Source organism: Hymenobacter cellulosivorans (genome assembly GCF_022919135.1).
In the GTDB taxonomy this organism is placed as follows: domain Bacteria; phylum Bacteroidota; class Bacteroidia; order Cytophagales; family Hymenobacteraceae; genus Hymenobacter; species Hymenobacter cellulosivorans.
The window spans coordinates 355251-376937 of sequence record NZ_CP095049.1 but is presented as its reverse complement, the minus strand read 5'-3'; the positions used below and the strand labels follow the sequence as shown (position 1 = coordinate 376937).

14 protein-coding genes are annotated in these 21687 nt (G+C 59.4%); 7 read left to right on the top strand and 7 right to left on the bottom strand.

Going from position 1 to position 21687, the window contains the following annotated elements; genetic code table 11:
- Window positions 1-92: 92 nt before the first annotated feature.
- The 3 genes from mscL to MUN80_RS01670 all read left to right on the top strand — a co-directional run bounded on the left by mscL (window position 93) and on the right by MUN80_RS01670 (window position 2113).
- A complete protein-coding gene (mscL, locus tag MUN80_RS01680) occupies window positions 93-515 on the top strand; it encodes a large conductance mechanosensitive channel protein MscL (RefSeq protein ID WP_244718772.1) in 423 nt (140 codons plus the stop codon).
- Window positions 516-585: 70 nt separating this feature from the next.
- Window positions 586-1560: a DUF3078 domain-containing protein gene (locus MUN80_RS01675; protein ID WP_244718770.1), complete on the top strand. Its 975-nt coding sequence runs from the start codon at window positions 586-588 to the stop codon at window positions 1558-1560.
- Window positions 1561-1666: 106 nt separating this feature from the next.
- Entirely contained in the window at window positions 1667-2113 is a 447-nt protein-coding gene (locus MUN80_RS01670) for a hypothetical protein (RefSeq protein WP_244718768.1), read from the top strand.
- 526 nt (window positions 2114-2639) lie between these two features.
- On the opposite strand, the gene MUN80_RS01665 is transcribed toward MUN80_RS01670, so the two are convergent.
- The 6 genes from MUN80_RS01665 to MUN80_RS01640 all read right to left on the bottom strand — a co-directional run bounded on the left by MUN80_RS01665 (window position 2640) and on the right by MUN80_RS01640 (window position 16635).
- Window positions 2640-3434 (bottom strand): hypothetical protein, encoded by a 795-nt coding sequence (locus tag MUN80_RS01665; RefSeq protein WP_244718766.1) that lies wholly within the window; start codon window positions 3432-3434, stop codon window positions 2640-2642.
- 394 nt (window positions 3435-3828) lie between these two features.
- Entirely contained in the window at window positions 3829-6969 is a 3141-nt protein-coding gene (infB, locus tag MUN80_RS01660) for a translation initiation factor IF-2 (protein WP_244718764.1), read from the bottom strand.
- A 122-nt stretch (window positions 6970-7091) separates the two neighbouring features.
- Entirely contained in the window at window positions 7092-8375 is a 1284-nt protein-coding gene (gene nusA, locus MUN80_RS01655) for a transcription termination factor NusA (protein ID WP_244718762.1), read from the bottom strand.
- Window positions 8376-8496: 121 nt separating this feature from the next.
- Entirely contained in the window at window positions 8497-8967 is a 471-nt protein-coding gene (gene rimP, locus MUN80_RS01650; RefSeq protein WP_244718759.1) for a ribosome maturation factor RimP, read from the bottom strand.
- 190 nt (window positions 8968-9157) lie between these two features.
- On the bottom strand, window positions 9158-13087 hold the full coding sequence (locus tag MUN80_RS01645; RefSeq protein WP_244718755.1) for a DUF7948 domain-containing protein: 3930 nt from the start codon (window positions 13085-13087) through the stop codon (window positions 9158-9160).
- A 77-nt stretch (window positions 13088-13164) separates the two neighbouring features.
- Complete coding sequence (locus tag MUN80_RS01640; RefSeq protein WP_311136261.1) at window positions 13165-16635, bottom strand: DUF7948 domain-containing protein; 3471 nt, start codon at window positions 16633-16635, stop codon at window positions 13165-13167.
- A 109-nt stretch (window positions 16636-16744) separates the two neighbouring features.
- Here MUN80_RS01640 and MUN80_RS01635 point away from each other — a divergent pair, with 109 nt between their 5' ends.
- The 4 genes from MUN80_RS01635 to MUN80_RS01620 all read left to right on the top strand — a co-directional run bounded on the left by MUN80_RS01635 (window position 16745) and on the right by MUN80_RS01620 (window position 21144).
- Window positions 16745-17881 (top strand): endonuclease/exonuclease/phosphatase family protein, encoded by a 1137-nt coding sequence (locus tag MUN80_RS01635; RefSeq protein WP_244718752.1) that lies wholly within the window; start codon window positions 16745-16747, stop codon window positions 17879-17881.
- Between the two features lie 238 nt (window positions 17882-18119).
- Window positions 18120-19622, top strand: coding sequence for a cysteine--tRNA ligase (gene cysS, locus MUN80_RS01630; protein WP_244718749.1), 1503 nt, complete (start codon window positions 18120-18122; stop codon window positions 19620-19622).
- The gene (locus MUN80_RS01625) at window positions 19612-20637 is read left to right on the top strand and encodes a M28 family peptidase (RefSeq protein ID WP_244718746.1); all 1026 of its coding nucleotides are present in this window, start codon (window positions 19612-19614) and stop codon (window positions 20635-20637) included. Before cysS ends, MUN80_RS01625 begins: the two co-directional genes overlap by 11 nt.
- 84 nt (window positions 20638-20721) lie before the next feature.
- Complete coding sequence (locus MUN80_RS01620; RefSeq protein WP_244718743.1) at window positions 20722-21144, top strand: hypothetical protein; 423 nt, start codon at window positions 20722-20724, stop codon at window positions 21142-21144.
- A 19-nt stretch (window positions 21145-21163) separates the two neighbouring features.
- Here MUN80_RS01620 and MUN80_RS01615 read toward each other — a convergent pair whose 3' ends face one another.
- A complete protein-coding gene (locus MUN80_RS01615; protein ID WP_244718741.1) occupies window positions 21164-21685 on the bottom strand; it encodes a GNAT family N-acetyltransferase in 522 nt (173 codons plus the stop codon).
- Window positions 21686-21687: the final 2 nt, after the last annotated feature.

Below are 21687 nucleotides of genomic sequence, written 5' to 3'. Positions count from 1 at the left end.
TGAGCTGAAGTATGTAAAAGTAAAGTATCGCAAAAAATTCATATTTAGCGGCGCTACTTTCTTTGTTCTCACCCCAAATCCTTCGCAAGCATATGAGCGTTGTTTCTGAGTTTAAGGAATTCATTTCGAAAGGAAATGTGCTGGATCTGGCCGTAGGCGTAATTATTGGCGCCGCTTTTGGCAAGATTGTCACTTCGCTCACCGACGATATTATTATGCCCATCATCGGGTTGGCCATCGGGGGAATTGACTTGAAAGAATGGTATCTGCCCCTGGACGGCAACAGCTACGCCAATTTTGAGGCCGCCAAGGCCGCCAAGGCCGCCACAGTGAACTATGGCCTGTTCCTGAACGCCATTATTTACTTCTTCATCATTGCCTTCTGCGTCTTCCTCATTGTAAAGGTTGCCAACCGCTTCAAGAAGCCGCCCGTGGTAGTAGCCGTAGCCGACCCGACCCCTACCAAAGACCAGGCGCTGCTGATGGAAATCCGGGACGCGCTGCGCAACCGCTAAGTCTTGCTTCTCGCCAAATCGGTCGTGCCCAGCCTGGGATGACCGGTTTACTCTTTTACTACCACACTGCATGACCCTTTCTACCGGATATGCCACCTGGGCGCGGCTTTTGCTGCTGCTCTTGCTCAGCTGCGCGGCGGCTACCGCACGGGCGCAAACGTCAGAATCCAGTGCAGCGGCTCCGGATACGGTGCAGGGCTGGAAGCGCGGCGGGGTCGGTACGCTCAACTTCAGCCAGGTTAGCCTTAGCAACTGGGCCCCCGGCGGCCAGAGCTCCTTATCGTTGCTGGGTATCGGCAATGCTTTTCTGCACTACCGCCGCGGCGACAACACCTTCGATACGTCACTGGATGTGGTGTACGGCAGTCTGAAAGCGGGTAAAGCTAAAATCCGCAAAAGCGACGACCGGCTCGAATTCAACGCCAAGTACGGCCGGCAGTTTACCAGGGTACTCTACTACGCGGCCCAGGCTAACGTCAAAACGCAGCTGACGCCCACGTATGCGGTAGAAAACCCCGACTCGCTGTTGTCCCGCTTTTTTGCCCCGGCCTTTATCCTGGCCTCCATCGGCATCGACTACAAGCCTAACGACCAACTGTCGGTGTTTTTGTCGCCCATCACGGGCAAGTTTACCGTAGTAGCCGACCAGACGCTGGCCGATGCTGGGGCTTTCGGAGTAGAACCTGCCGAGCGAAACGCCGCCGGTCAGCTGCTTCGTGGTACCGGGCAGCAGTTTCGACAGGAACTCGGCGCGTATTTAAACGTAAAGTATCGGCGCCCTGTCTGGCAGAATGTTACATTTCAAAGTAAGCTGGACCTCTTCAGTAACTATCTGCACAACCCTGACAACGTAGATGTGAACTGGGAAACCCTGGTCAGCTTCAAGGTCAATAAATTCATCAGTAGCAGTATTACCACCACGGTCGTGTACGATGACGATGTTTTAGTGCCCGTCGACCAGAATGAGGATGGAGTGCCCGACAGTCGGGGGCGCCGTATTCAGTTCAAGGAAACACTGGGTATCGGCCTGACTTATAGGTTTTAACGAAATTGAACTATCTTTGCACTACGCCGGTTGTGTGGCTGCCAAACCCGGGAACGAAGCCACCGCTTTTTCCACCCGACTGTCCTCTCCTTATCCTCTTCGTTGCATGAAAAAGCTGATTGCCGCTCTGCTGCTGGCTGGCACAAGTCTCGTTGCTTTCCAGGCCCAAGCCCAATCGTCGGAGCCGACCGAAAAGCCAACGGCTTCCCGTAAATCGTCGCGCAAGGCTTCCGGAGAGGATATTGCCAAGATGCAGCGGCGCATGAGCATGAACCCCGACGAAGTGAAGCGCGACCAGCAGATGGAAATTCTGGAGGCTCGCTCGGGGGGACTGCTAACACCAGCTTCGGCCGTGCTGCGGGCCCGGCTCGGCAGTACGAAAAAGGCAGTTCAGGTTTCACGGTACGCAAGTTCAAAGACAAGCGCGGTACGGCCCAGCAGAAGCGCGGCCAGAGCCGCCGCGCACCCGGCATCGACCCCAAGGGCAAGCCTCTGTCGCACAAAAAGAAACACCGCTTCCTGTTCTTTTAGGAAATTAGGTCTGCTAGCATAGCAGCCAAAAAAGCCCCGTAGCAGCGCTGCGGGGCTTTTTGCATCTTCAACGGCCTCGGGGCCACCGTTCGCCCCCGACGCTGCTGAAGAAGTATCGGGCCCGGCAAGGCAGAAAAGCTACCGGGGCATTGCTCTGATCTTAAGTCTAAAGCTCAACACTAGCCGTGTTTGCTTTCTTCTTGATACGATGTATTCGGGCATAGGTGGCATTTCATCAGCAATTATCCGCTCTATCTCTTCTGAATGCGCTTCTCGGGTAAGTCTGCCGTGAAGTGGTTGGCAACACTTCTATTTCCGTTTGCCAGCACTCCAGCCCCGCTGACCCCACGGAAAATTCCTCCTTTACTGGTCAAGAAAGTATACGGGTGATATGTCTTGGCAGTATTGCTAAGCAAGCCAGTACCGTATCGATTTGTTGCCTTGCTTCCAAGGCCAAGACCTTGCCTGTATGTAATAGGCGGATTAAGTAATGCTTACTCAATCATAAACCGGGGCCGGTCCCTTACGTGAACCGGCCCCGGTTTGGGTTAAAACTTGGCAGTCAGGCCCAACTTGAGGTAGTTCATATCGTAGCCCAGCTCCGTAAAGGCTCCCACGTTATTGCTGAAGAAATAGCGGGCTCCTACAAAAACGCCGGTGGTGAGGTAGGCCGAGCTGCTCGAATAGTCACGCATCTCGGGAAGATCATCGTAATAGGAGTCGCTCCATTTCTGAATGCGTACCCCTAGGCTCAGGCCAGCGTAGGTATCCAGCTTCGGAACCTCGAAGACGTTGTAGTGGTAAGTCCCGCGCGCTGCCACGATAATGTTGGTCCAAGTAGCCTTGTAGTTGCTGCTCGGGTAGTCGTAGTGGTATGACTTGTAGCCTACCAGGCCGCCTATGCCAATCGTACCTGGTCCGAGCCCCTCGCGCAGGCCATGCTCCACCGAGAGGCTAAGTGCCGGCGTCGACTTGAGCGTACCGTAGTAGCCATATCCTAGGCCAGCTCCCACCCCAAGATTCACCATCGTAGTGCCCTTATGGAACAGTTCTCCGGCAGCTGCCTGGTTACTGGTTTGGGCTTCGGCCGCGGGCGCCGGGGCAGGAGTTGGAGCCGGAGTGGTTGTAGGTGCTGGTGCTGGTGCTGGTTTGGGTGCTGGTTTGCTAGTGGTAGCGCTAGGCTTAGCTGCAGGCTTGGTGGTAGCCTTCGTAGCCGCTGGCCGTGCTGCCGGAGCAGAGCTGGTATTGGCGGGCTTGGCCGTTCGGGCCGGTGTTTTGGTCTGAGCCAAGGCCGTGCCGCTGGTTATGGTAGCGGCAAGTAGCAAGGTGGTAAGAGTTTTCATAGGACTGTAGAATGAGAGGTCGGACGAGTTGGGTGGTAGTGCAATTATTTCATTAACCGATGCAAAAATACTTCTGCAAATTTCTGCCGTCAATCGCATGATTATGTGATTAAACGCTCAAGCTATTGACTGTCAGTATGTTAATTAAAAACAGCCATTCAAATATATATCATAATAAATATAAAAATAGGGATGCCAGCTTGCTTTTCATCTTATCCAATGTGTATTGCAAGTAAATGCCCCCTCGTCTTCGGCGACCAGATCGTTGATTGCTCCCTACCTGTCGTACCGTTGTCCCACGTTATCTTTTGTGTAAAACCTCCAGGTGCTGTAAAAGCAGAACGCCCCGACTGTTTCCAGCCGGGGCGTTCTGCTTTTATTACTGTCAAGCCGACTACAGCGTCCGCTTGATTTCCTTCTCTTCGAAGCCCTCAATGTTGTCGCCTTCGCGCAGGTCATTGAAGCCTTTGATCGAAATACCGCACTCGTAGCCCTGGCGTACTTCCGACACGTCGTCTTTGTAACGCTTCAGCGCCGAGATGTCGCCGGAGTGTACTACGATGCCGTCGCGCACCACCCGAACCTTGGTGTTGCGAGTGAAGGAGCCTTCCGTTACCATACAGCCAGCAATGCTGCCCACTTTGGTAATGTTGAACACCTGCCGCACCTCGGCATTGGCTACCACTACTTCCTGCACCGTTGGGGCCAGCATGCCTTCCATGGCATCCTTCACCTCATTGATGGCGTTGTAGATGATAGAGTAAAGACGGATATCGATCTGCTCGTTGTCGGCCAGCTTGCGGGCGCTCTGCGAGGGCCGCACCTGGAAGCCGATAATGATGGCGTCGGAAGCCGAAGCCAGCAGTACGTCGGATTCGGAGATGGCACCCACACCTTTGGAAAGGATGTTCACCTTTACTTCCGGCGTCGAGAGCTTGAGCAGTGAGTCGGAGAGAGCTTCTACCGAACCGTCCACATCACCTTTCACAATAACGTTGAGTTCCTTGAACGAGCCGATAGCCAGACGGCGACCAATCTCGTCCAGGGTGATGTGCTTCTTGGTGCGCATGCTCTGCTCACGGGTCAGCTGCTGACGCTGGGTGGCCAATTCGCGGGCTTCGCGCTCGGTTTCCATTACCTGCAGCTTGTCGCCTGCCTGGGGAGCACCCGTCAGACCAAGCACCTGAACCGGGGTGGCCGGGCCAGCCTGCTTCATCTTCTTACCGCGGTGGTCAGTCATGGCCTTCACGCGGCCGTAGTGGGGGCCTGCCAGCACCACGTCGCCTACTTTCAGCGTACCGGTTTGCACCAGCACGGTAGTTACGTAGCCTCGGCCTTTGTCCAGCATGGCTTCGATAACAGCACCCACGGCGTTGCGGTCGGGGTTGGCACGTAGTTCGAGCAGTTCAGCTTCCAGCAGAACTTTTTCCAGCAGGTCCTCGATACCGAGGCCCGTTTTGGCCGATACTTCCTGCGACTGATACTTACCACCCCATTCTTCCACCAGGATATTCATCTGCGAAAGTTCTTCGCGGATTTTCTCCGAGTTGGCGCCGGGCTTATCAATCTTGTTCATCGCAATAACGATGGGCACACCCGCCGCTTGCGCGTGGTTGATTGCTTCCCGCGTCTGGGGCATTACCGAGTCGTCGGCTGCTACCACGATGATGGCAATGTCGGTAATCTTGGCACCACGGGCACGCATGGCGGTAAACGCTTCGTGACCTGGGGTATCGAGGAAGGTTACGCGCTTGCCCGATTTGGTCATTACGTCGTAAGCCCCGATGTGCTGGGTGATACCGCCGGCTTCGCCTTTGGCTACGCTGGCGTTCCGGATGTAGTCCAGCAGCGAGGTTTTACCGTGGTCGACGTGACCCATGATGGTCACGATGGGAGCACGGGGCTGCAGATCTTCTTCGTTGTCGTCGAGGGTAGTGTCCACTTCCTCTTCCTCGGCTGACAGGAATTCCACGTCGTAGCCGAATTCGTCGGCAATAACGGTAATGGCTTCCGCGTCGAGGCGCTGGTTGATGGAAACGAACATGCCCATGTTCAGGCACACCTTGATTACCTCATTCACCGATACGTCCATCAGCGAGGCCAGGTCATTGGCGGAGATGAACTCGGTTACTTTGAGGGTCTTGGCGTCTAGTTCATTCTGAGCACGCTGGGCTTCACGGTCTTCGGCAACACCGGCCCGCTTGTCGCGGCGGTATTTGGCGCGGTTGTTCTGGTTGCCACCACGGCCACCGCTGAGCTTAGCCAGCGTAGCCTTGATTTGCTCCTGAATCTGCTTGTCGTTCTGCTCAGGCGTATTGGCTACGGCTGCTGGGCGGGGAGCATTCTGCCCACCTTGGCCGGGCCGCTGACCCGGACCACCGGGGCGCTGCCCAGGACCGCCAGGCCGCTGACCGGGACCACCTTGGCCGCCAGCAGGGCGGTTGCCCTGGTAGCCACCACCCTGGCCGGTATTCTGACCGCCTTGGCCAGCCTGTCCACCCGTGGTAGGAGCCCCGGGAGCAGGCATGCGCTGGCGCTTCTTCTTGTTGTCGGTGCCGGGGCCGAGGCCACTCTTGCGCACATCAGACGAGGCTACCGGACGAGCATTCCGGCCACCACGGCGCGAGGAGTCAAGCGGCAACTCGATTTTGCCCAGTACCGTCAAGCCCTTAAGCTGATCAGCTTTGGCAATAATAGTACCGTCAGTGACTTGCTCAGGCGTAGCTGGCTCGGCGGACGGGGCTGCTGCGGGAGCAGAAGGCTCAGGAGCTGGAGTAGCTGCTGGGGCCGGGACAGCCTGAGCTACCGCTACGGGAGCCGGAGCGGCAGCAGGGGCCGCTGCAGGCACAGGAGCAGGAGCTGGCTGGGGAGCGGCTTCAACTTTGGGCTCTGGTTTGGCTTCAGCTACGGGAGCGGGTGCTGGGGCCGGGGCAGGCGCTACCGGAGCAGCAGCCACAGGGACCGGAGCGGGAGTAGGCTGAGGCGCCGGGGTAGGAGCGGGCTGGGGAGCCGCTGCTGCGGGCCGCGGCGGTATCGGCCGGCCTTTGGAGTCGAGCTCAATTTTACCCAGCACCTTCAGGCCGGGCACTTTGGGAGCCTCAGGCTCGGCCGGAGCAGCTGCCACCGGCGCTGGAGCCGGCTGAGGCGCTACGGGAGCGGCAGGCTTGGCCTCCGCTACGGGTGCTGCCTGCGGGGCAGGGGCAGCCGGCTTAGGCGCTTCAGCCACCGGAGCCGGAGCGGACACAGTGGGGCTAGCAGCTTTCGGCGCAACAGGCTCGGGCCGGGGAGCAGGAGCTGGAGCGGCTTCCTGCTCCGTCTGGCGCTTGGCCTGCGTGAGCTTGGTAGCCTCCATTTTGTCTTGCGCCGATGACGCAAACTCCTTTTCCAGCAGGCCCACCTGTTCGGCAGTCAGCTTCGTGGTAGGTTTATTTTCTACCTGATGTCCTTTCTTGGCCAAGGTCTCTACGACCGTGCCCATTCCAATATTCAGGTCTTTGGCTGCCTGCTGGAGCCGTTTAGGTGCTGCTTCCGCCATTCTATGCTCGCGAACGATACTCGTATTCAGATGCAAAGGTACTACATTAAATCTTGCCAGCCGACGCCAAATCACGCCGACTAGCGTGATTTAGCGTCCTTGCTGTACCGGCCGCCGCGCATTCATTGCGCGTCGCCGGAATTTGTGGTTTCTTCTTGTTCTTCGTTATCCTCGAATTCATTGCGGATAATGCGGAAAACGTCCTCTACGGTGACGTCCTCCAGCTCGGTGCGCCGAACGATATCTTCTTTGCTCACTGCCAGTACGGCACGGCCCGTGTCAAGGCCGATTTTCTTGAGCTCGTCGAGCACCCAGCCTTCGATTTCATCCTGGAATTCGTCGAGGGCAATATCTTCGTCGTAGTCGCCGGCTTCGCGGAACACGTCGATTTCCATGCCTACTAACCGGCTTGCCAGCTTGATGTTGGCACCGCCGCGGCCAATGGCCAGACTAACTTGGTCCGGCTTTAAGAACACCGAAACCCGGCCGGTTTGTTCATTAATCCGCATCGAGCCAATCTTGGCCGGCGACAGGGCCCGCTGGATGTAGAGTTCGAGGTTGTCGGTGTAGTTAATGACGTCGATGTTCTCGTTTTCCAGCTCTCGCACCACGGCGTGGATACGCGACCCTTTCATGCCCACGCAGGCACCCACGGGGTCAATCCGGTCGTCGTAGCTTTCGACGGCTACTTTGGCGCGCTCACCAGGCTCCCGCACGATGTTCTTGATGGTAATCAGGCCATCGTAGATTTCGGGTACTTCCAGCTCGAACAAACGCTCCAGGAAAGCTGGGGCAGCACGCGAGAGAATAATCTTGGGCGTGCCGTTGATGATTTCCACGCGGTGAACCACGGCGCGGACGGTGTCGCCCTTGCGGTAGCGGTCCTTGGGGATCTGCTCGCCTTTGGGCAGCACCAGCTCGTTTTCCTCTTTGTCCAGAATCAGGGCCTCGCGGCTCCATACCTGATACACTTCGCCGGTCACGATTTCTCCCACCTGATCTTTATAGGCCTGGTAAAGGTTGTCGCGCTCCAGGTCTTTAACGCGCTGAATCAGCGTCTGGCGAGCCATGAGCACGGCGCGACGGCCGAAGTCTTCGAGCTTCACCTCTTCCGCTACCTGTTCGCCTACTTCGAAGTCGGCCTCGATTTTCTGGGCTTCCGCCAACGGAATTTTGTCGAAATCCCAGATGTCCTCGGAGTTGTCATCCACGATTTCGCGGTTGCGCCAAATCTCCAGGTCGCCTTTGTCCACGTTGATGATGACGTCGAAGTTCTCATCGGTGGTGTACTTTTTCCGGATCATCGTGCGAAACACGTCTTCCAGGATACTCATCATCGTGGGACGGTCGATGTTCTTGGAGCGGGCGAACTCGGCGAACGATTCTATCAGAACGTGGCTGTTCATGGGGTTAAGCTATTAACTGTTGGGTGGGCGGGCGGGTTTTAAAACCTTACTTACTCAACAGTTTACGGTTTAGATAAATTTCAGAATTAAGCCAGCGGCGTTAGGCAGTAGGCCTACTCCGTTATTTAAAAGAAATAACCACCCGGGCCTCTTTGATGTCGGCGAAGGGCACGAGCACGGCAGGCAGTACTTTCTTTTTGTTTTTCTCCTTGACTTCTTCAGCCAGCTGAATGCCTTCGGCTTCGGCAGCTTCCATGACACCGGTTTTCTCGGTGCCATCCTGCAGCTTCACATTCACGGTACGGCCTACGTGGCGCGTGTACTGGCGCTGGTCGGTGAAGGGCTGGTCGGCACCGGGCGAGGTTACTTCCAGCGTATAGCTAGCTTCTTCGCCGTAGGCCTCGTCGATGCGGCGGGCCAAGCGCCGGCTGACCAGGGCGCACTCGTCGATACCGAAACCCTGCTCACTGTCGAGGATAACCGTAATCTTGGGCCGGATGGCGTCGGACACGGTCAGGGCGACAACGAACAGCTCGGGACCGGGTAGGCTGTCCTGGAGCATTTCGGCAATTTGGTCGCGGTCGAATTTCATGGAGATGAATAGGGGGACAAAAGAAAGAGGGGACTGTGTGTCCCCTCTTCGTAGTCAATTTGCTGGTGCAAAGATAAGCCGAAAAAATGCCGAAAGCAAGCCAGTCGCCGGGCTGGCGAAATGGGGAGGGCTTGAAGTTCAGGCTACACCCGGCAATGCCGACCGGCCGGGCTAGAGCCAAAAGAGTACGTTAGCGGCTTATTTCCAGCCAGCCCTTCGTGGTCAGACCGTCGGCATGCTGGAGGTAATAATAGTAAGTGCCGTTGGGGAGCTGACCACCATTCCAGTCATTGTGATACTGCGCCGCTTCAAACACCTTGTTGCCCCAGCGGGAAAACACCTGTAAGCGGGCCGGACAGCCATTGGTAGCCAGGAAATAGTCGTTTTTCGCGTCGCCGTTGGGGGTAATGATGTTGGGAATCTGGTAGGCAGGCGTCACCTCAACAACGGGCAAATCGAGCTGAACGCTGCACTGCCCGTTGTTGTAGAGCCTGGTGATGCGGGGCGTGTACCGGCCGGGCTGTTGATACACGTGACTCGTTGTGTTGCCGCTGCCCTTGGTGCCGTCGCCATAGTCCCAACTGACGCCGGTGGCGTTGTTGAGCGGATCGGAGAAGCGGACCTTCAAAGGAGCCTGGCGGGTTTCGGCGCACAGCTCCGTGTCCCAGCGGGCGGCGTAGGACGGGACGGGGGCCACGCTGACCCGACGCGTGGCAGTACTCACGCAAGGGCCGCTGCTGACGGTGTAGGTGAGAACAGCTGTGCCGCTGAAGCCTGGAGGAGCGGTGAAGATACCCGCGCTGGTTACATTGGCTCCCGACCAGGTGCCGCCCACCGGCGTGGCCCGCAGGCGAAACGGCTGAGTAGTTCCCACGCAGAGCAGGGTATCGGCGGGCATGCTGATGGTGGCAGGAGCCGTTACGGTGACAGGAGCAAAGCCAGATACGTCGCAAAAGCTGTAGCCGGTGCGGTAGTTGAGCATAATCGTGCCCGCCCTGACCAGGGAAGGCGTAAACGTGTAACCCGCATTGGTGAATTGCACCCCCTGGCCACTCCAAAACAGCCCGGCTGGCAAGGGCACCGGGGTAGTCGTGGTGGTGCAGTAAGCCGGCAGTGTGGGAGGGGTCAACACGACGCCCCGCTCCACATGAACTACCAGCGAGGCACTGCTGGTGCAGCCGTTCGTGCCCGTTACCGTGTAAGTAAGCGTTGCGTTGCCAATGAGGGCGTTGGTAGGAGTAAAGAGGAAGCCGGAAGCCACCGAGCCCGAAACGCCTGGTCCCGTCCAGACGCCCCCGACGGGTAACCCGTTCTGCAGGGCCACCGGAGCTGCCGTAGAGCAAACGGAAAAGGTACTGCCCGCTGTAGCCCGCAGTACCGTAACCGTGCGGGTAGCCTGCAGGATGCAGCCCGCAACGGTCACGTTGTATACTAAGGTGTGCGTACCAGGGCCGGCAGCATTCGGATTGAATACGTTGTTGACAACGCCCGGGCCGGAAAATGTACCGCCCGCTGGAGTAGCCGTTAGAGCTACGCTGGGTAGGGCGGAGGTGCCCAGGCAAAAGGACGTTTGAGTTGGCGAAACGAAAGCCGCCGGTGGTGGAGACGGCACCACGGTGAGCCGGAGTGTGGAAACGCCGCCGCAAGGGCCTACGCCGGTGACGGTGTAGGTTAGCGTATTAGCACCCAGCAAGGCCGAAGTAGGCGTGAAGATATAGCCCGTAGCTACTGACCCCGACACGCCCGCTCCCGTCCAGACACCGCCGGCGGGTGAGCCGGTTAGCGCCTGAGGTGCCGCCGACACGCAAATGTCGGCATCGGTGCCGGCTACCACGTTTACGGTTTCGAAGTTGAACTTGAAAGCGGCGTTGTTGCAGCCGGTCGTCACGCCGGAAGAAACCGAGAATGTACCGGCTCCGGGCGGAACAGGAAAGGACCCTCCACCGCCAAAGGAGCAAGAACACACGGCTTGGTATACTACGCCGCGCGGGTCAAAGCGGGAGGTGCCCCCGTCGACATGGTCGCCTTCGCCACCTTGCTGGCCAAAAAAGGTGGCGTAGTCGAGGCGGGTGGCTTCCGGGGCCAGTTGCAACAGGTAAAAGTCTGCGCCGTCGGTGGTGCGCTGCACGGCATTGGCCGTCACGGGCATATTGAACGTGTTGCCATTGTTGTAAGGACCGCGCTGATTGGCCCCCCCACCCCAGCCGCTGACGTAAATCCGATTGCACTGGTCAACGAGGAAAGCCGTGGGGGAGATGTCGAGCGAAGAGCGCCCACTGCCGAATACCGTCGAAAAGTCGGTCGTGTTCAGGTCGGCATTGAGCTTATGAATAAACTGATGGCTGCCCGCGTTCTGATAGCGCCCAGCCGTTACGGGGTAGTTGCCCAAGGACTGGCCTAGCACCAGCACCGCGCCACTGACGTCGAGCTGGAGAAAGTAGGCTTGGTCGTAGGAGGTGGTGCCCAGATAAGTTGCCTTCTGAATCTGGTTGCCCGCGCTGCTGATGCGGGCCACGAAGCCGTCGGTCCCACCCCGGCTGGTTTGGTGCAGAGCGCCCGCCGTGGCCGGAAAGTTGGTGCTGTTTGTGCCGCCGCTCACGTAAACGTTGCCGGTGGCGTCGAGCTGCAGGGAGTAGGCCGCATCGTCGCCGGAGCCGCCCAGAAAGCTGCTCCACAGCAGGCTGCTGGCTGTAGAGTTGAGCTTACAGACTACCGCGTCGTGGGCGCCGCCCCGGTAGGTATTGCCGAACCCGTTGGCCGTTGGAAAGTTAGCGGAGGCAGTGCTGGAGGCGATATAAATATTGTTGCTGGCATCCAGCAGAATATCTCCCCGAAACGCATCGCCGTAGTTATAAGCCAGCGCCGAAATACCGGGGGGCAGCAACCCGTCGTTACCGGAGCCGCCCAGGTAGGAAGAAGCCACCAGCTTGCTGCCATCGGCACTCAAACGGGTTATGGCCAAGTCGGAGCCGCCCGGTACGTCATAGGGAGCACCCCCGCCGTTTCCATACGGATCAATGTAGGTGCCGCCGTTAAAGGTTCGGTCGTAAGCCGTTGCCGAAGTAGGATAATCGGTAGATGAGGTAGAGCCCAGCAGAAACAAGTCGCCTTGGCTGCCTACCACTAAGCTGTGAGGAAAATCGGAGGCGGAGCCCCCTATGTAGGTAGCCCATACCCGGGCTGCCGGGCCAGTTGTAGCAGCATTATACTTGATGATGCCTATGTCGACTACGCCACCAAAAGTAGTCCTGAAGGCTCCCGTGGTAGTAGGGTAGCCGGCACCGAAGACAATGCCGCCGGAGTACATGTTGCCCTGCGGGTCGTAGGTGGCCGTAAACCCCCAGTTGTTGGCCTTGGAGCCCGAGTAACTGGAAAAGACAACCGTGGGGTCGATGGTCAGGGCCTGCTCATGGTCGTAGCGGCCCAGCTTAAACTGCACGGTGCTACCTTCCAGAACGTAGGTGCACGGCACGGCCACGCGGCGGCCGGTGGCATCTGTTTGCCAGGCTTGCGGTGGCAGTTCCCGCAAAACGCCTACCGAGGTCCGGACTTCCAGGGCACCATCAGGGGTTAGCTGCAGGGCATCGGCGCCGGAATAAGTCAGCCGAATGAGGGTAGGGTCGGCGCCGGCGGCCACTTCAAAGTCGTACTCAAGCTGCTGTTGCCGGTTTTCGTAGAAATGAGCTCCAATTCCCGCCCAGATGCCGGCATAGTGCAGGGCCCGAAAGCCGGGAACATTATGCGCCCAGCGGCTCGGGTCGTTGCCGCGCAGGTAATTGCGAATTTCGGCCGTTTGGTTTTCAGCCCGTACCGCCGGCTGAGCGGCGGCGCCCTCGAAGGTTACGCGCAGGGCGTGGGCCTGAATGCCGGTTTCGGCCGCGGGCCGCGGAGCCGCGCTGTGCTCGTGGGGCACGCTTGCCAAAAAAGAGTACGTCAGGCCGCCGGGTTCCAGGAACAAGCGCCCATCGGCAAGGTCGGCGCTGTAGCGTACCGGGGCGGGCCACTGCCCGCGGTTTTCGATAAACTCCAGGCTGGGATTGGCCGGGGGCTCTGATCGGGCATAACTAGAACCGGTAAACACAGCCACCAACGTGGCTAGGCACAGTAAATTTCTCCACATAAATGGATTATTGGGCAAATACGAAAAGGCAATAGGTGGTAAAGGTAGGCATAGCAGCCGCTGCTAATCCCAAGAAACTAGCGTTTTACTTCCACCCAGCCCTTCGCCGAGCGGCCACTAGCGTCGCGCAGCAAATAGTAGTACACCCCATCGGGCAGGTTCTCGCCGCGCCAGTCATTGAGGTAGCGGCTGGTTTCGTACACTTTATTGCCCCAGCGGGTAAAGACCTGCAGCGAAGCCGGCAGGCAGCTGAAACGGGGCACAAACTGCTCGTTGAGGCGCTCGGGGTCGTCGTTGGGGGTGATGATGTTGGGAATAAATATTTCGCCAACGGTGACGGGTGCAAACTGGGTCAGGACTTCACAACTGGAGTAGAACGCAGTGAGCCGCACCTGGTACTGGCCCGGCTGGGCATAGGTGTGGGTGGGGTTGGCCTCGGTGGAAGTAGCGCCGTCGCCGAAACTCCACTGGTAGACGCCGCCGGGCAGAATCGGGGCGAAGGTATGCGTGAAGGGGGCCAGGGCCGTGTAGTGAGGCGCGGCCTCGCAGGCCGGCACATTCAGGTCGATGTTTGTGCCGGGAGAAGGGGCCAGCACTACGGTGCGGGTGTCGGAAGTGCTGCAGGCGTTGTCGGAAAAGCTGTAGCGCAGCGTAAGGATGGCGCCGCGGTTGTTGGTGTTGGGCGGCGTAAACAAGCCGGTAGCACTTACCCCCGGACCGCTCCACACCCCACCGGCCGGACTAAAGCCTGTGAGCTGGACCGGCTGCGTTTCGTAGGAGCACAGCGTCAGGTCGGGGCCGGCCTCCACCGGGCGCGGCGGGTCGACCACCACGGTTTGGGTAATAAAGCCGCAGCGGGTCGTGTCGCTGAAAGAGTAGGTCAGCACGTGGGTGCCGACCTGAGCCCGGGAAGGCGTGAACGTGTTGCCGCTGACCCCGGGGCCGCTGAACGTGCCGCCGGGCGGCGTAGCCGACAAGGGAATAGCCGCGGTGGAAGCTGCGCACTGGGGCAATACAGGGGTAAAGACCGGTGCTATTTCGGGCGTGACTGTGACGCGCAGGCGGCGGGTGCTGACGCAGGTGCCCGTGGAGGCCACCGAGTACGTGAGCATATTTACGCCGAGCACGGCGGCTGAGGGTGTGAACTGGTAGCCGCCGCCCGCCCGGGCCGTTACACCCGGTCCCGACCAGGTGCCGCCGGCCGGGCTGCCGCCCAGTACGAACGGAACCGCGCTGACGCAGACTGAGCGGTTGGGGCCGGGGTCGGCGATGCGGATGCCAAAGTCAATCTTGAAGGCGGCGTTGTTGCAGTTGCGGCTGTTGTTGGTCTGGGAAAAGCTGGCGGTGGGCAGCGTCGGGAAGCCCGAGGTGCCGGTGCAGCCCCCGCACACGGCCTGGTACACAATGCCGCGCTTGTCGAAGCGGGAGGTGCCCCCGTCGACGTGCTCCCCGCGGCCCCCGGCTTCGCCGAAGAAGGTGGCGTACTCCAACTCTTTCATGCCGGCCGAAAACTGGGCTAGGTAAAAGTCGGAGCCGTCGGTGCGGGACTGCAGGGCGTTGGTCGTAATGGGCAGCTCACTGGTACTGCCCCCGCTGAAACCTGAGTTGACAACGCCACCCCAGCCACAGACGTAAATTCGCTCACACTCATCGACCAGAAAGGCTGTCAGCGCCAGATTGGGGTTGGTATTCAGGCCCCCGCCGAAACGGGTAGAGTACAGGCTTTGGCTAAGGGTAGCGTCAAACTTTTGCACGAAATGATTGCCGCGGATAGTCGAGTACAAGCCCGCAGTTACCGGGTATAGGCCGTTTGTTTGGCCCAGCACATACACATTGGAGGCGGCGTCGAGCTGGATAAAATAGGCTTGATCGTAGAATGTAGTTCCCAAGTAAGTAGCCTGCTCCAGCTTGGTGCCCGTGTTGCTGAGGTGGGCCACAAAACCATCCACATCGGTGCCGGGGTGCTGCGGCTTGAAGCTGCCGGGCGTCACAGGAAAGTCGGTGCTGCTCGTGCCGCCGCTTACGTACACGTCGTTGGCGGGCCCTAGTTGAATAGAATAGGCTGCATCGGCTCCTGTTCCGCCCAGGTACGTACTCCACTGCACACTGCCCAGGTTGGGGCTGAGCTTACAGACTACGGCATCGGAGCCGCCGCCGCGGTTGGTACGCTGAATAGCCGAGGCCCCAGCGCCGGGAAAGTCGCTGCTGCTTGTGACGGAGGCGACATACACGTTGTTGGCACCATCGGTAATAACGTCGCCGCGGAACTGGTCACCGTAGTTATGAGTCAAGACGCTGCCCGGGGCCAGGCCGTCGGTGCCCGCGCCGCCCAGAAAGGTGGAAGCCGTCAGCCGGCCACCGTCGGCGCTGAGCTTACTGACGATAAGGTCGCTGCCGTTGATATAACGCAGGCCGTTGATGTTGGTAAGCCGTGAGCCGCCGTTGAATGTCCGGTCGAATGCTCCATCGGTGGTGGGGTAGTTGCGGGAACTGCTGGCACCCATAATGACCAGCTCCCCCGCCGAATTCACGACCAGGCTATGCGGCGCTTCGGTAGAGTCGCCGCCTAGGTAGGTGGCGTACAGGCGGGAAGCTGTGCCGGTCGTTGTGGTATTGTACTTGAAAATAGCAATATCGGCCAGGCCGTTGAACGACGTGTCGAACGCGCCGAGACTGGTGGGGTAGCCGATGCCAAACACGATGCCGCCCGAGTACATATTGCCCTGCGGGTCGTAGGTAGCCGTGAAGCCCCAGTTGTCGGCCGTGGAGCCGGTGAAAGACGAAAACAGCACCGTAGGGTCAATTACCAGCGGCAGCTCGTGGTTGTAGCGGCCCAGGCGGAAACTCACCACGTTGTTGTGCAGCACGTACTCGCAGGTTACGGGCACGCGCTTTTCGCCCTGCTGCTGCCAGGCCCGGGGCGCCAGCTCCAGAATGGTGCCCACGGCGGTCTGAATCCGCAGTTGGCCTTCCTGCAGACTTAGTTGCTGGGCCCCGGTGTAGCGTAGCCGAATTTGGGAAGGCTGGGCTCCGGCGCGCAGCTGAAAGTCGTATTCGAGGTGGCCGCTGGCGTTTTCGTAGAGCTCGGTGCTGATGCCGGGGTACACGTTCTGGTAGCGCACCCGGCGGAAGCCCCGCACCCGGGTGGCCCAGCTGCGGGAGTCGGCACCCAGAAAGTAGTTGCGCTGCTCAGTTGTAGCCTCAGTGGGGACAAAATCCGGGTTAGCATTGCCACTCACGAACGTAACGGAGTAGGCGTGAGCCGCCAACTTCCCAGTCGGGGCCGCGTGGTCGTGGTGCCGGGCCAGGGCCTTGGAATCAACGAAGGCGTAGGTAAAGCCAGTTTTTTCGAGGAACAGCCGGCCGCTCGGCAGCTCGGCCAGGTACTGCACCGGCTTGGGCCACTGCCCCTTGTTTTCTACAAACTCCAGGGTGCGAGCCGGCTGCTCGGGCTCCGACCGCGCCGCGGCGGCCGCCCCGGCGAATAGGGACGTAATCAGCTCAATACATAGGATAGCGGCAAACCGAATGCGTAGAGGTAATTTCATAAGGAAAGATACAACCAAAAAAGTCGGGCTTTTACCAGGAATAAGCACCAGTAGCGTGAAAGTGGCCGTAACCTATACCTTTGCTTTGCCCGCCTAGGGGTTTTCGATTGTGCGCCGTTCCTTTGCCTTTAAATGTACCCTGCTCGTCATTGCGTGGCTGCTCATAGCCATTGCCTGCGTGCAGATTCCGGCCCGGACGTTCTGGCCTGCCTCATTTGGTGCCCTGACCCTGCCCGTAGCCCTGGGGCTCAACTTGGTGGCGGTGGTCTACTGGCTGCTGCGCAACTGGCGCGTGGCGGCCCTGCCGGCTCTGGTGGCTTTCCTGACCTGGCCCCACTTTCAGCGCGGCCTAGCCCTGCACCCGGCCCAACTGGCTCCCATGCGCGCGGCTCCCGAACCTACCAACCAGACCGTACGGCTGCTCAGTGCCAACGTGCGCATCTTCAACGTGTATGCCCAGCTGCGCGAAAAGGACCCGGAGTCGCCCACTAAGTTCATTCAGTGGCTGGCGGAGAGTTCGGCCGACGTGCTCTGCCTGCAGGAGTTTTATAATGAGCCCGTAGGCAGCCGCACCGGGGAAGGCCGCCTGTTTCGCAGCGTGGATAAAATTGGCAAGCAGGCTGGCCGTCAGGTTTTCCTATCGAAAACCCTGACCAATGGGGCCGGTGCCGAGTTTGGCATGGCTATTTTCTCGCGCTTTCCCATCGTGGGACGGGGCACTATTTCCTTCGACCGGCTCACCCAGAACCACGCTATGTACGCCGACCTGCGCCTGCCCTCCGGCGACACAATCCGGGTCTACAACTTCCACCTGCAAAGCATGAGCATGGATGAGAAGGACATTGTGGATAGCTACTCCAGCAAGGCCGGCCTGAAGAAAAAGGGCCTGGGCCTGATGCGGCGCTTCAAACGTGGCATGGTGGCCCGCAGCGTGCAAGTTGATACCCTGATTCAGCGTTTCGAGCAGTGTCGCTACCCCATGCTGCTCTGCGCCGACCTCAACGACTTGCCTTACAGCTACAGCTACGACCAGCTGGCCGACCGTTTTCAGAATGCCTGGGCCACCGTGGGCAATGGTGTGGGGGCCACTTACAACGGCGCCTTGCCCTTCGTACGCATCGACAACCAGTTTGCCAGCCCGCAGTGGCAGGTGGAGGAGTTTAAAGTCAATTACGAAATTCCCTACTCCGACCATTTCCCGACATCAGCAACATACCAGCTGCGGCCTGCACCACCTGCGCAGTAACACGGATATACTGAAAATGGAACCCGTTGTACTGGCTAGTGAACTTTTTGTACTGCCAAAACGGGTTTATGTACCGTTTTTGTGCTCAAAGTGCGGTGAGTTGCCGAGTATTAGGGGCCCTGTAATTTTATGGCGGTGCAAAACAGCTGCCTGGTTGTTTGTTTACAGCCCGTAATCCGCCCGATAATCCTAAGTAATTCAACTCGGGCTGACCGCCAAATCTTGCTACTTTTGCCCCATGGAGCACCCGCTTTCCCTTTATAATACCCTTACCCGTCGCAAAGACCAGTTCGTGCCCGTCAACGCGCCTTTCGCGGGCGTGTACCTCTGCGGCCCGACGGTGTACAGCGAGGCCCACTTGGGCAACGCCCGCGGCCCAGTCGTATTCGACGTGCTGACGCGCTACTTGCGCTACCTGGGCTACACCGTGCGCTACGTGCGCAACGTAACCGACGTGGGACACCTGGAAAGCGACGCCGACGAAGGCGAGGACAAGATGGCCAAGGCCGCCCGCGCCCAGCGCAAGGAGCCCATGCAGATTGCCCAGCACTACACCAACCTGTACCGCCAGAACATGCTGGCTTTGGGCTGCCTGCCGCCCGATATCGAGCCCCAGGCCAGCGGCCACATCACCGAGCAAATTCGGATGGTGGAGGAAATCATCGAGAACGGCTTTGGCTACGAGGTCAACGGCTCGGTGTACTTCGACGTGCCCAAGTACAACGCCGAGCGTGACCGGTACGGCAAGCTCTCTAACCGCAGCATCGAAGACCAACTGGCTGGCACCCGCGACACGCTGGCCGGGCAGGACGAGAAGCGCAGCCCCCTGGATTTTGCCATCTGGAAAAAGGCCGCGCCCGAGCACATCATGCGCTGGCCTTCGCCCTGGGGCGAGGGTTTCCCGGGCTGGCACCTCGAGTGCTCGGCCATGAGCCGCAAGTACCTGGGCCAGCTCTCCGACATTCACGGCGGTGGCTTGGATTTGATGTTTCCGCACCACGAGTGCGAAATAGCCCAGTGCCAGGGCAGCCACACCCACACCGACGAGTCGCGCTTCTGGGTGCACAACAACATGATAACCGTGGACGGCACCAAGATGAGCAAGAGCATCGGCAACTTCGTGCTGCTGGGCGAAATGTTCAAAGGCCCCACGGCTACGCTCACCCAGGCCTATTCGCCCATGGTGGTGCGTTTCTTCCTGCTCCAGGCCCACTACCGCTCACCCGTCGACGTATCGGACGAGGCGCTGCAGGCGGCCCGCAAAGGCTACCGCAAGCTTATGAACGGCCTGCGCCTGCTCGACAAGCTGGTGCTGCCCGAAGGCGCTGAGCGGAGCACCGACACGGAGAAGGCCGACGCCGAGCTGCGCAAGCTGGTGGCCGATATTTTCGTAGGCCTCAACGACGATTTGAACACGGCCCGCGCCATTGCCAGCCTGTTTAATTTGGTGCGCAAGTTCAACGGATTCTTCGCCAACTTGGCCACACTGAGCTCGGTGAGCGAAGCTGTGCTGGAAGATGCTATGGAGGCTTACCGTACCGTCGTAACCCAGGTGCTGGGCTTGCAGGACGAGCCCCGGGCCAACGCCGAGCAGCTGCTGGAGCTTACCCTGGGCTTTTACCAGGAAGCCAAAACGGCCAAAGCCTACGACAAGGTTGACCAGATTCGGGCGGCGTTGAAAGGGCAGGGCATTGTGATTAAAGACTTAAAAACCGGCGTTGACTGGGCTTATGAAGAATAACCGACTTGGGCTAACCCTGGCCGCCGCGGCCGGTCTGCTGCTGGCCAGCTGCGGCACCGATAAAAAGGAAACCACGACCAGTGCCCCCGCCGAAACGCCTGCCACCGTTGCCGCTCCGGCTTTCAACGCCGACTCGGCCTATGCCTTTACGGCCAAGCAGGTGGCCTTTGGGCCGCGCGTGCCCAACTCGAAAGCCCACGTAGCCACCGGCGACTGGCTGGTAAAACAGTTCAAAGCCTACGGGCTGACGGTGAAGGAGCAGAAGTTTGAGGTTATGGCCTTCGATGGCACAAACCTGCGCAGCCGCAACATCATTGCCCAGTTCAATCCCACGGCGGCCCGGCGCGTTGCCGTGTTTGCCCACTGGGATACCCGCCCGTTCGCCGATAAGGACAAGGAGAAGAAAAATGCCCCGCTCGATGGGGCTTCCGACGGCGCCAGCGGCGTGGCCGTAGCCCTGGAAATGGCCCGGGTGCTCAGCCAGCAGCCTGCCGCCCAGCAGCCCGGCGTTGGCATCGACTTCATTTTGTTTGACTCCGAAGACTACGGCTACGACTCCTCAACGCAGTCCGATTTGAAAGACCAGCTCAGCGCCCAGGGCAAGGACAGCTGGTGCCTGGGCTCCCAGTACTGGTCGAAAAACCTGGTGCCGGCCAACTACAAGCCCAGCTACGGCATCCTGCTCGACATGGTGGGAGCCAAAAACGCCAAATTCAGCCGCGAGGAAACCTCCCGGCAGTACGCCCGCGACGTGGTAGACAAAGTGTGGAACACGGCCGCTCAGCTCGGCTTCTCCGATTTTTTCCTGTTTCAGGACAGCCCCGGCATCGACGATGACCATGTGTACACCAACCAGGCCGGCGTGCGCACCATCGACATTATCGACCACCTGCCCGTCGGGGATGAGTACTTTCCGCCTTACCACCACACCACCCAGGACAACATGAGCGTGATTGACAAGCGCACCCTGAAAGCCGTGGGCCAGACCGTGCTCCAAACGATTTACAACGAGTAGCGCCCGACTTCAACTCGGAATTCCGTATCCGCCCGCCATCTTCTTGCGTAAGATGGCGGGCGGATGTGTGAAGGAGGAAACCGAATGAAAAATGAGTGGGACATGCTGGCTACGGTCCAGCGGGAGCTGGCTGTGGGCCAGTCGGTAGTTGAATTTACCTACGTCACCCGCGGGCTGGTAGAGCCCAATGGCAGCCCCGGCCGGGTGCGCGACGAATCGGGCCTTGAATATGAAGTCGGCCCCGATTTTCTAACCGGCGTAGTACCGGCGCTGCGGGCCGCCCGGATTTCCTTTGCCCTCGACAACTGGACACGGATGCTGAGCTTCGGCCCCGGGCTTGGGCCGACTCCGGACAGCTACATGGTGGGTGAAAAGCGGATTCCGGTGTGGAACCTCACACCCGAGGGGCCGGCGCAACTTGTGAAACTAGTCATTACATCTTCCCGCACAGCTGACTACCCGGAGCGACCCTCTGGCGATAAGCCAACTGCGCCCGGGGAAACGTAGCACCCAAAGTTTAGCGGGACTAACTCAACAGCTTGTAGTAAATAACCGTGGCGTGTAGCTCGCCGGAAGAGCTGCGGGCAAAGTCGGGGATGGTGCCGGCGACGGTGTAGCCGGCCTGTTGATAGAGCTGCTCGGATGGGTCGTGCTGGCGGGTATCCAGCAGCAGGGTGGTGCGTTGCTGCTGCCGGGCTTTTTCGTCCACCGCTGCCAGCAAGCGGCGCGCTACGCCCTGGCGCCGAGCCCGGCGGTGCACCATCACCTTGCAGACTTCGGCCCGGTGCAGGCCATTGCTTTTGGTGGCCAGGTCGAGCTGCGTAGTACCCAGCAGCTGCCCGTCGGCTTCGGCCACGAGCAAAATCCGGTGGCCCTGGGCTACAGCTTCGGCCACTTCGCGCCAGTATTCTTCCAGCTCGCCTTCTGCTACCGGGGCCAGAAAGCCCAAAGCAGCACCCGAGTCCAGCGCGTCCTGAAACAAGGCCACCAGAGCCGGAATCCGGGTCTGGGCTTGTTCAGCGGTAAGTTCTCGAACAACGAAGCTCATGG

Bases quoted from the DNA above. Each gene is read 5' to 3' on its own strand.
- mscL (WP_244718772.1), top strand. From the start codon at position 93: ATGAGCGTTGTTTCTGAGTTTAAGGAATTCATTTCGAAAGGAAATGTG.
- MUN80_RS01675 (WP_244718770.1), top strand. From the start codon at position 586: ATGACCCTTTCTACCGGATATGCCACCTGGGCGCGGCTTTTGCTGCTG.
- MUN80_RS01670 (WP_244718768.1), top strand. From the start codon at position 1,667: ATGAAAAAGCTGATTGCCGCTCTGCTGCTGGCTGGCACAAGTCTCGTT.
- MUN80_RS01665 (WP_244718766.1), bottom strand. From the start codon at position 3,434: ATGAAAACTCTTACCACCTTGCTACTTGCCGCTACCATAACCAGCGGC.
- infB (WP_244718764.1), bottom strand. From the start codon at position 6,969: ATGGCGGAAGCAGCACCTAAACGGCTCCAGCAGGCAGCCAAAGACCTG.
- nusA (WP_244718762.1), bottom strand. From the start codon at position 8,375: ATGAACAGCCACGTTCTGATAGAATCGTTCGCCGAGTTCGCCCGCTCC.
- rimP (WP_244718759.1), bottom strand. From the start codon at position 8,967: ATGAAATTCGACCGCGACCAAATTGCCGAAATGCTCCAGGACAGCCTA.
- MUN80_RS01645 (WP_244718755.1), bottom strand. From the start codon at position 13,087: ATGTGGAGAAATTTACTGTGCCTAGCCACGTTGGTGGCTGTGTTTACC.
- MUN80_RS01640 (WP_311136261.1), bottom strand. From the start codon at position 16,635: ATGAAATTACCTCTACGCATTCGGTTTGCCGCTATCCTATGTATTGAG.
- cysS (WP_244718749.1), top strand. From the start codon at position 18,120: ATGGAGCACCCGCTTTCCCTTTATAATACCCTTACCCGTCGCAAAGAC.
- MUN80_RS01625 (WP_244718746.1), top strand. From the start codon at position 19,612: ATGAAGAATAACCGACTTGGGCTAACCCTGGCCGCCGCGGCCGGTCTG.
- MUN80_RS01620 (WP_244718743.1), top strand. From the start codon at position 20,722: ATGAAAAATGAGTGGGACATGCTGGCTACGGTCCAGCGGGAGCTGGCT.
- MUN80_RS01615 (WP_244718741.1), bottom strand. From the start codon at position 21,685: ATGAGCTTCGTTGTTCGAGAACTTACCGCTGAACAAGCCCAGACCCGG.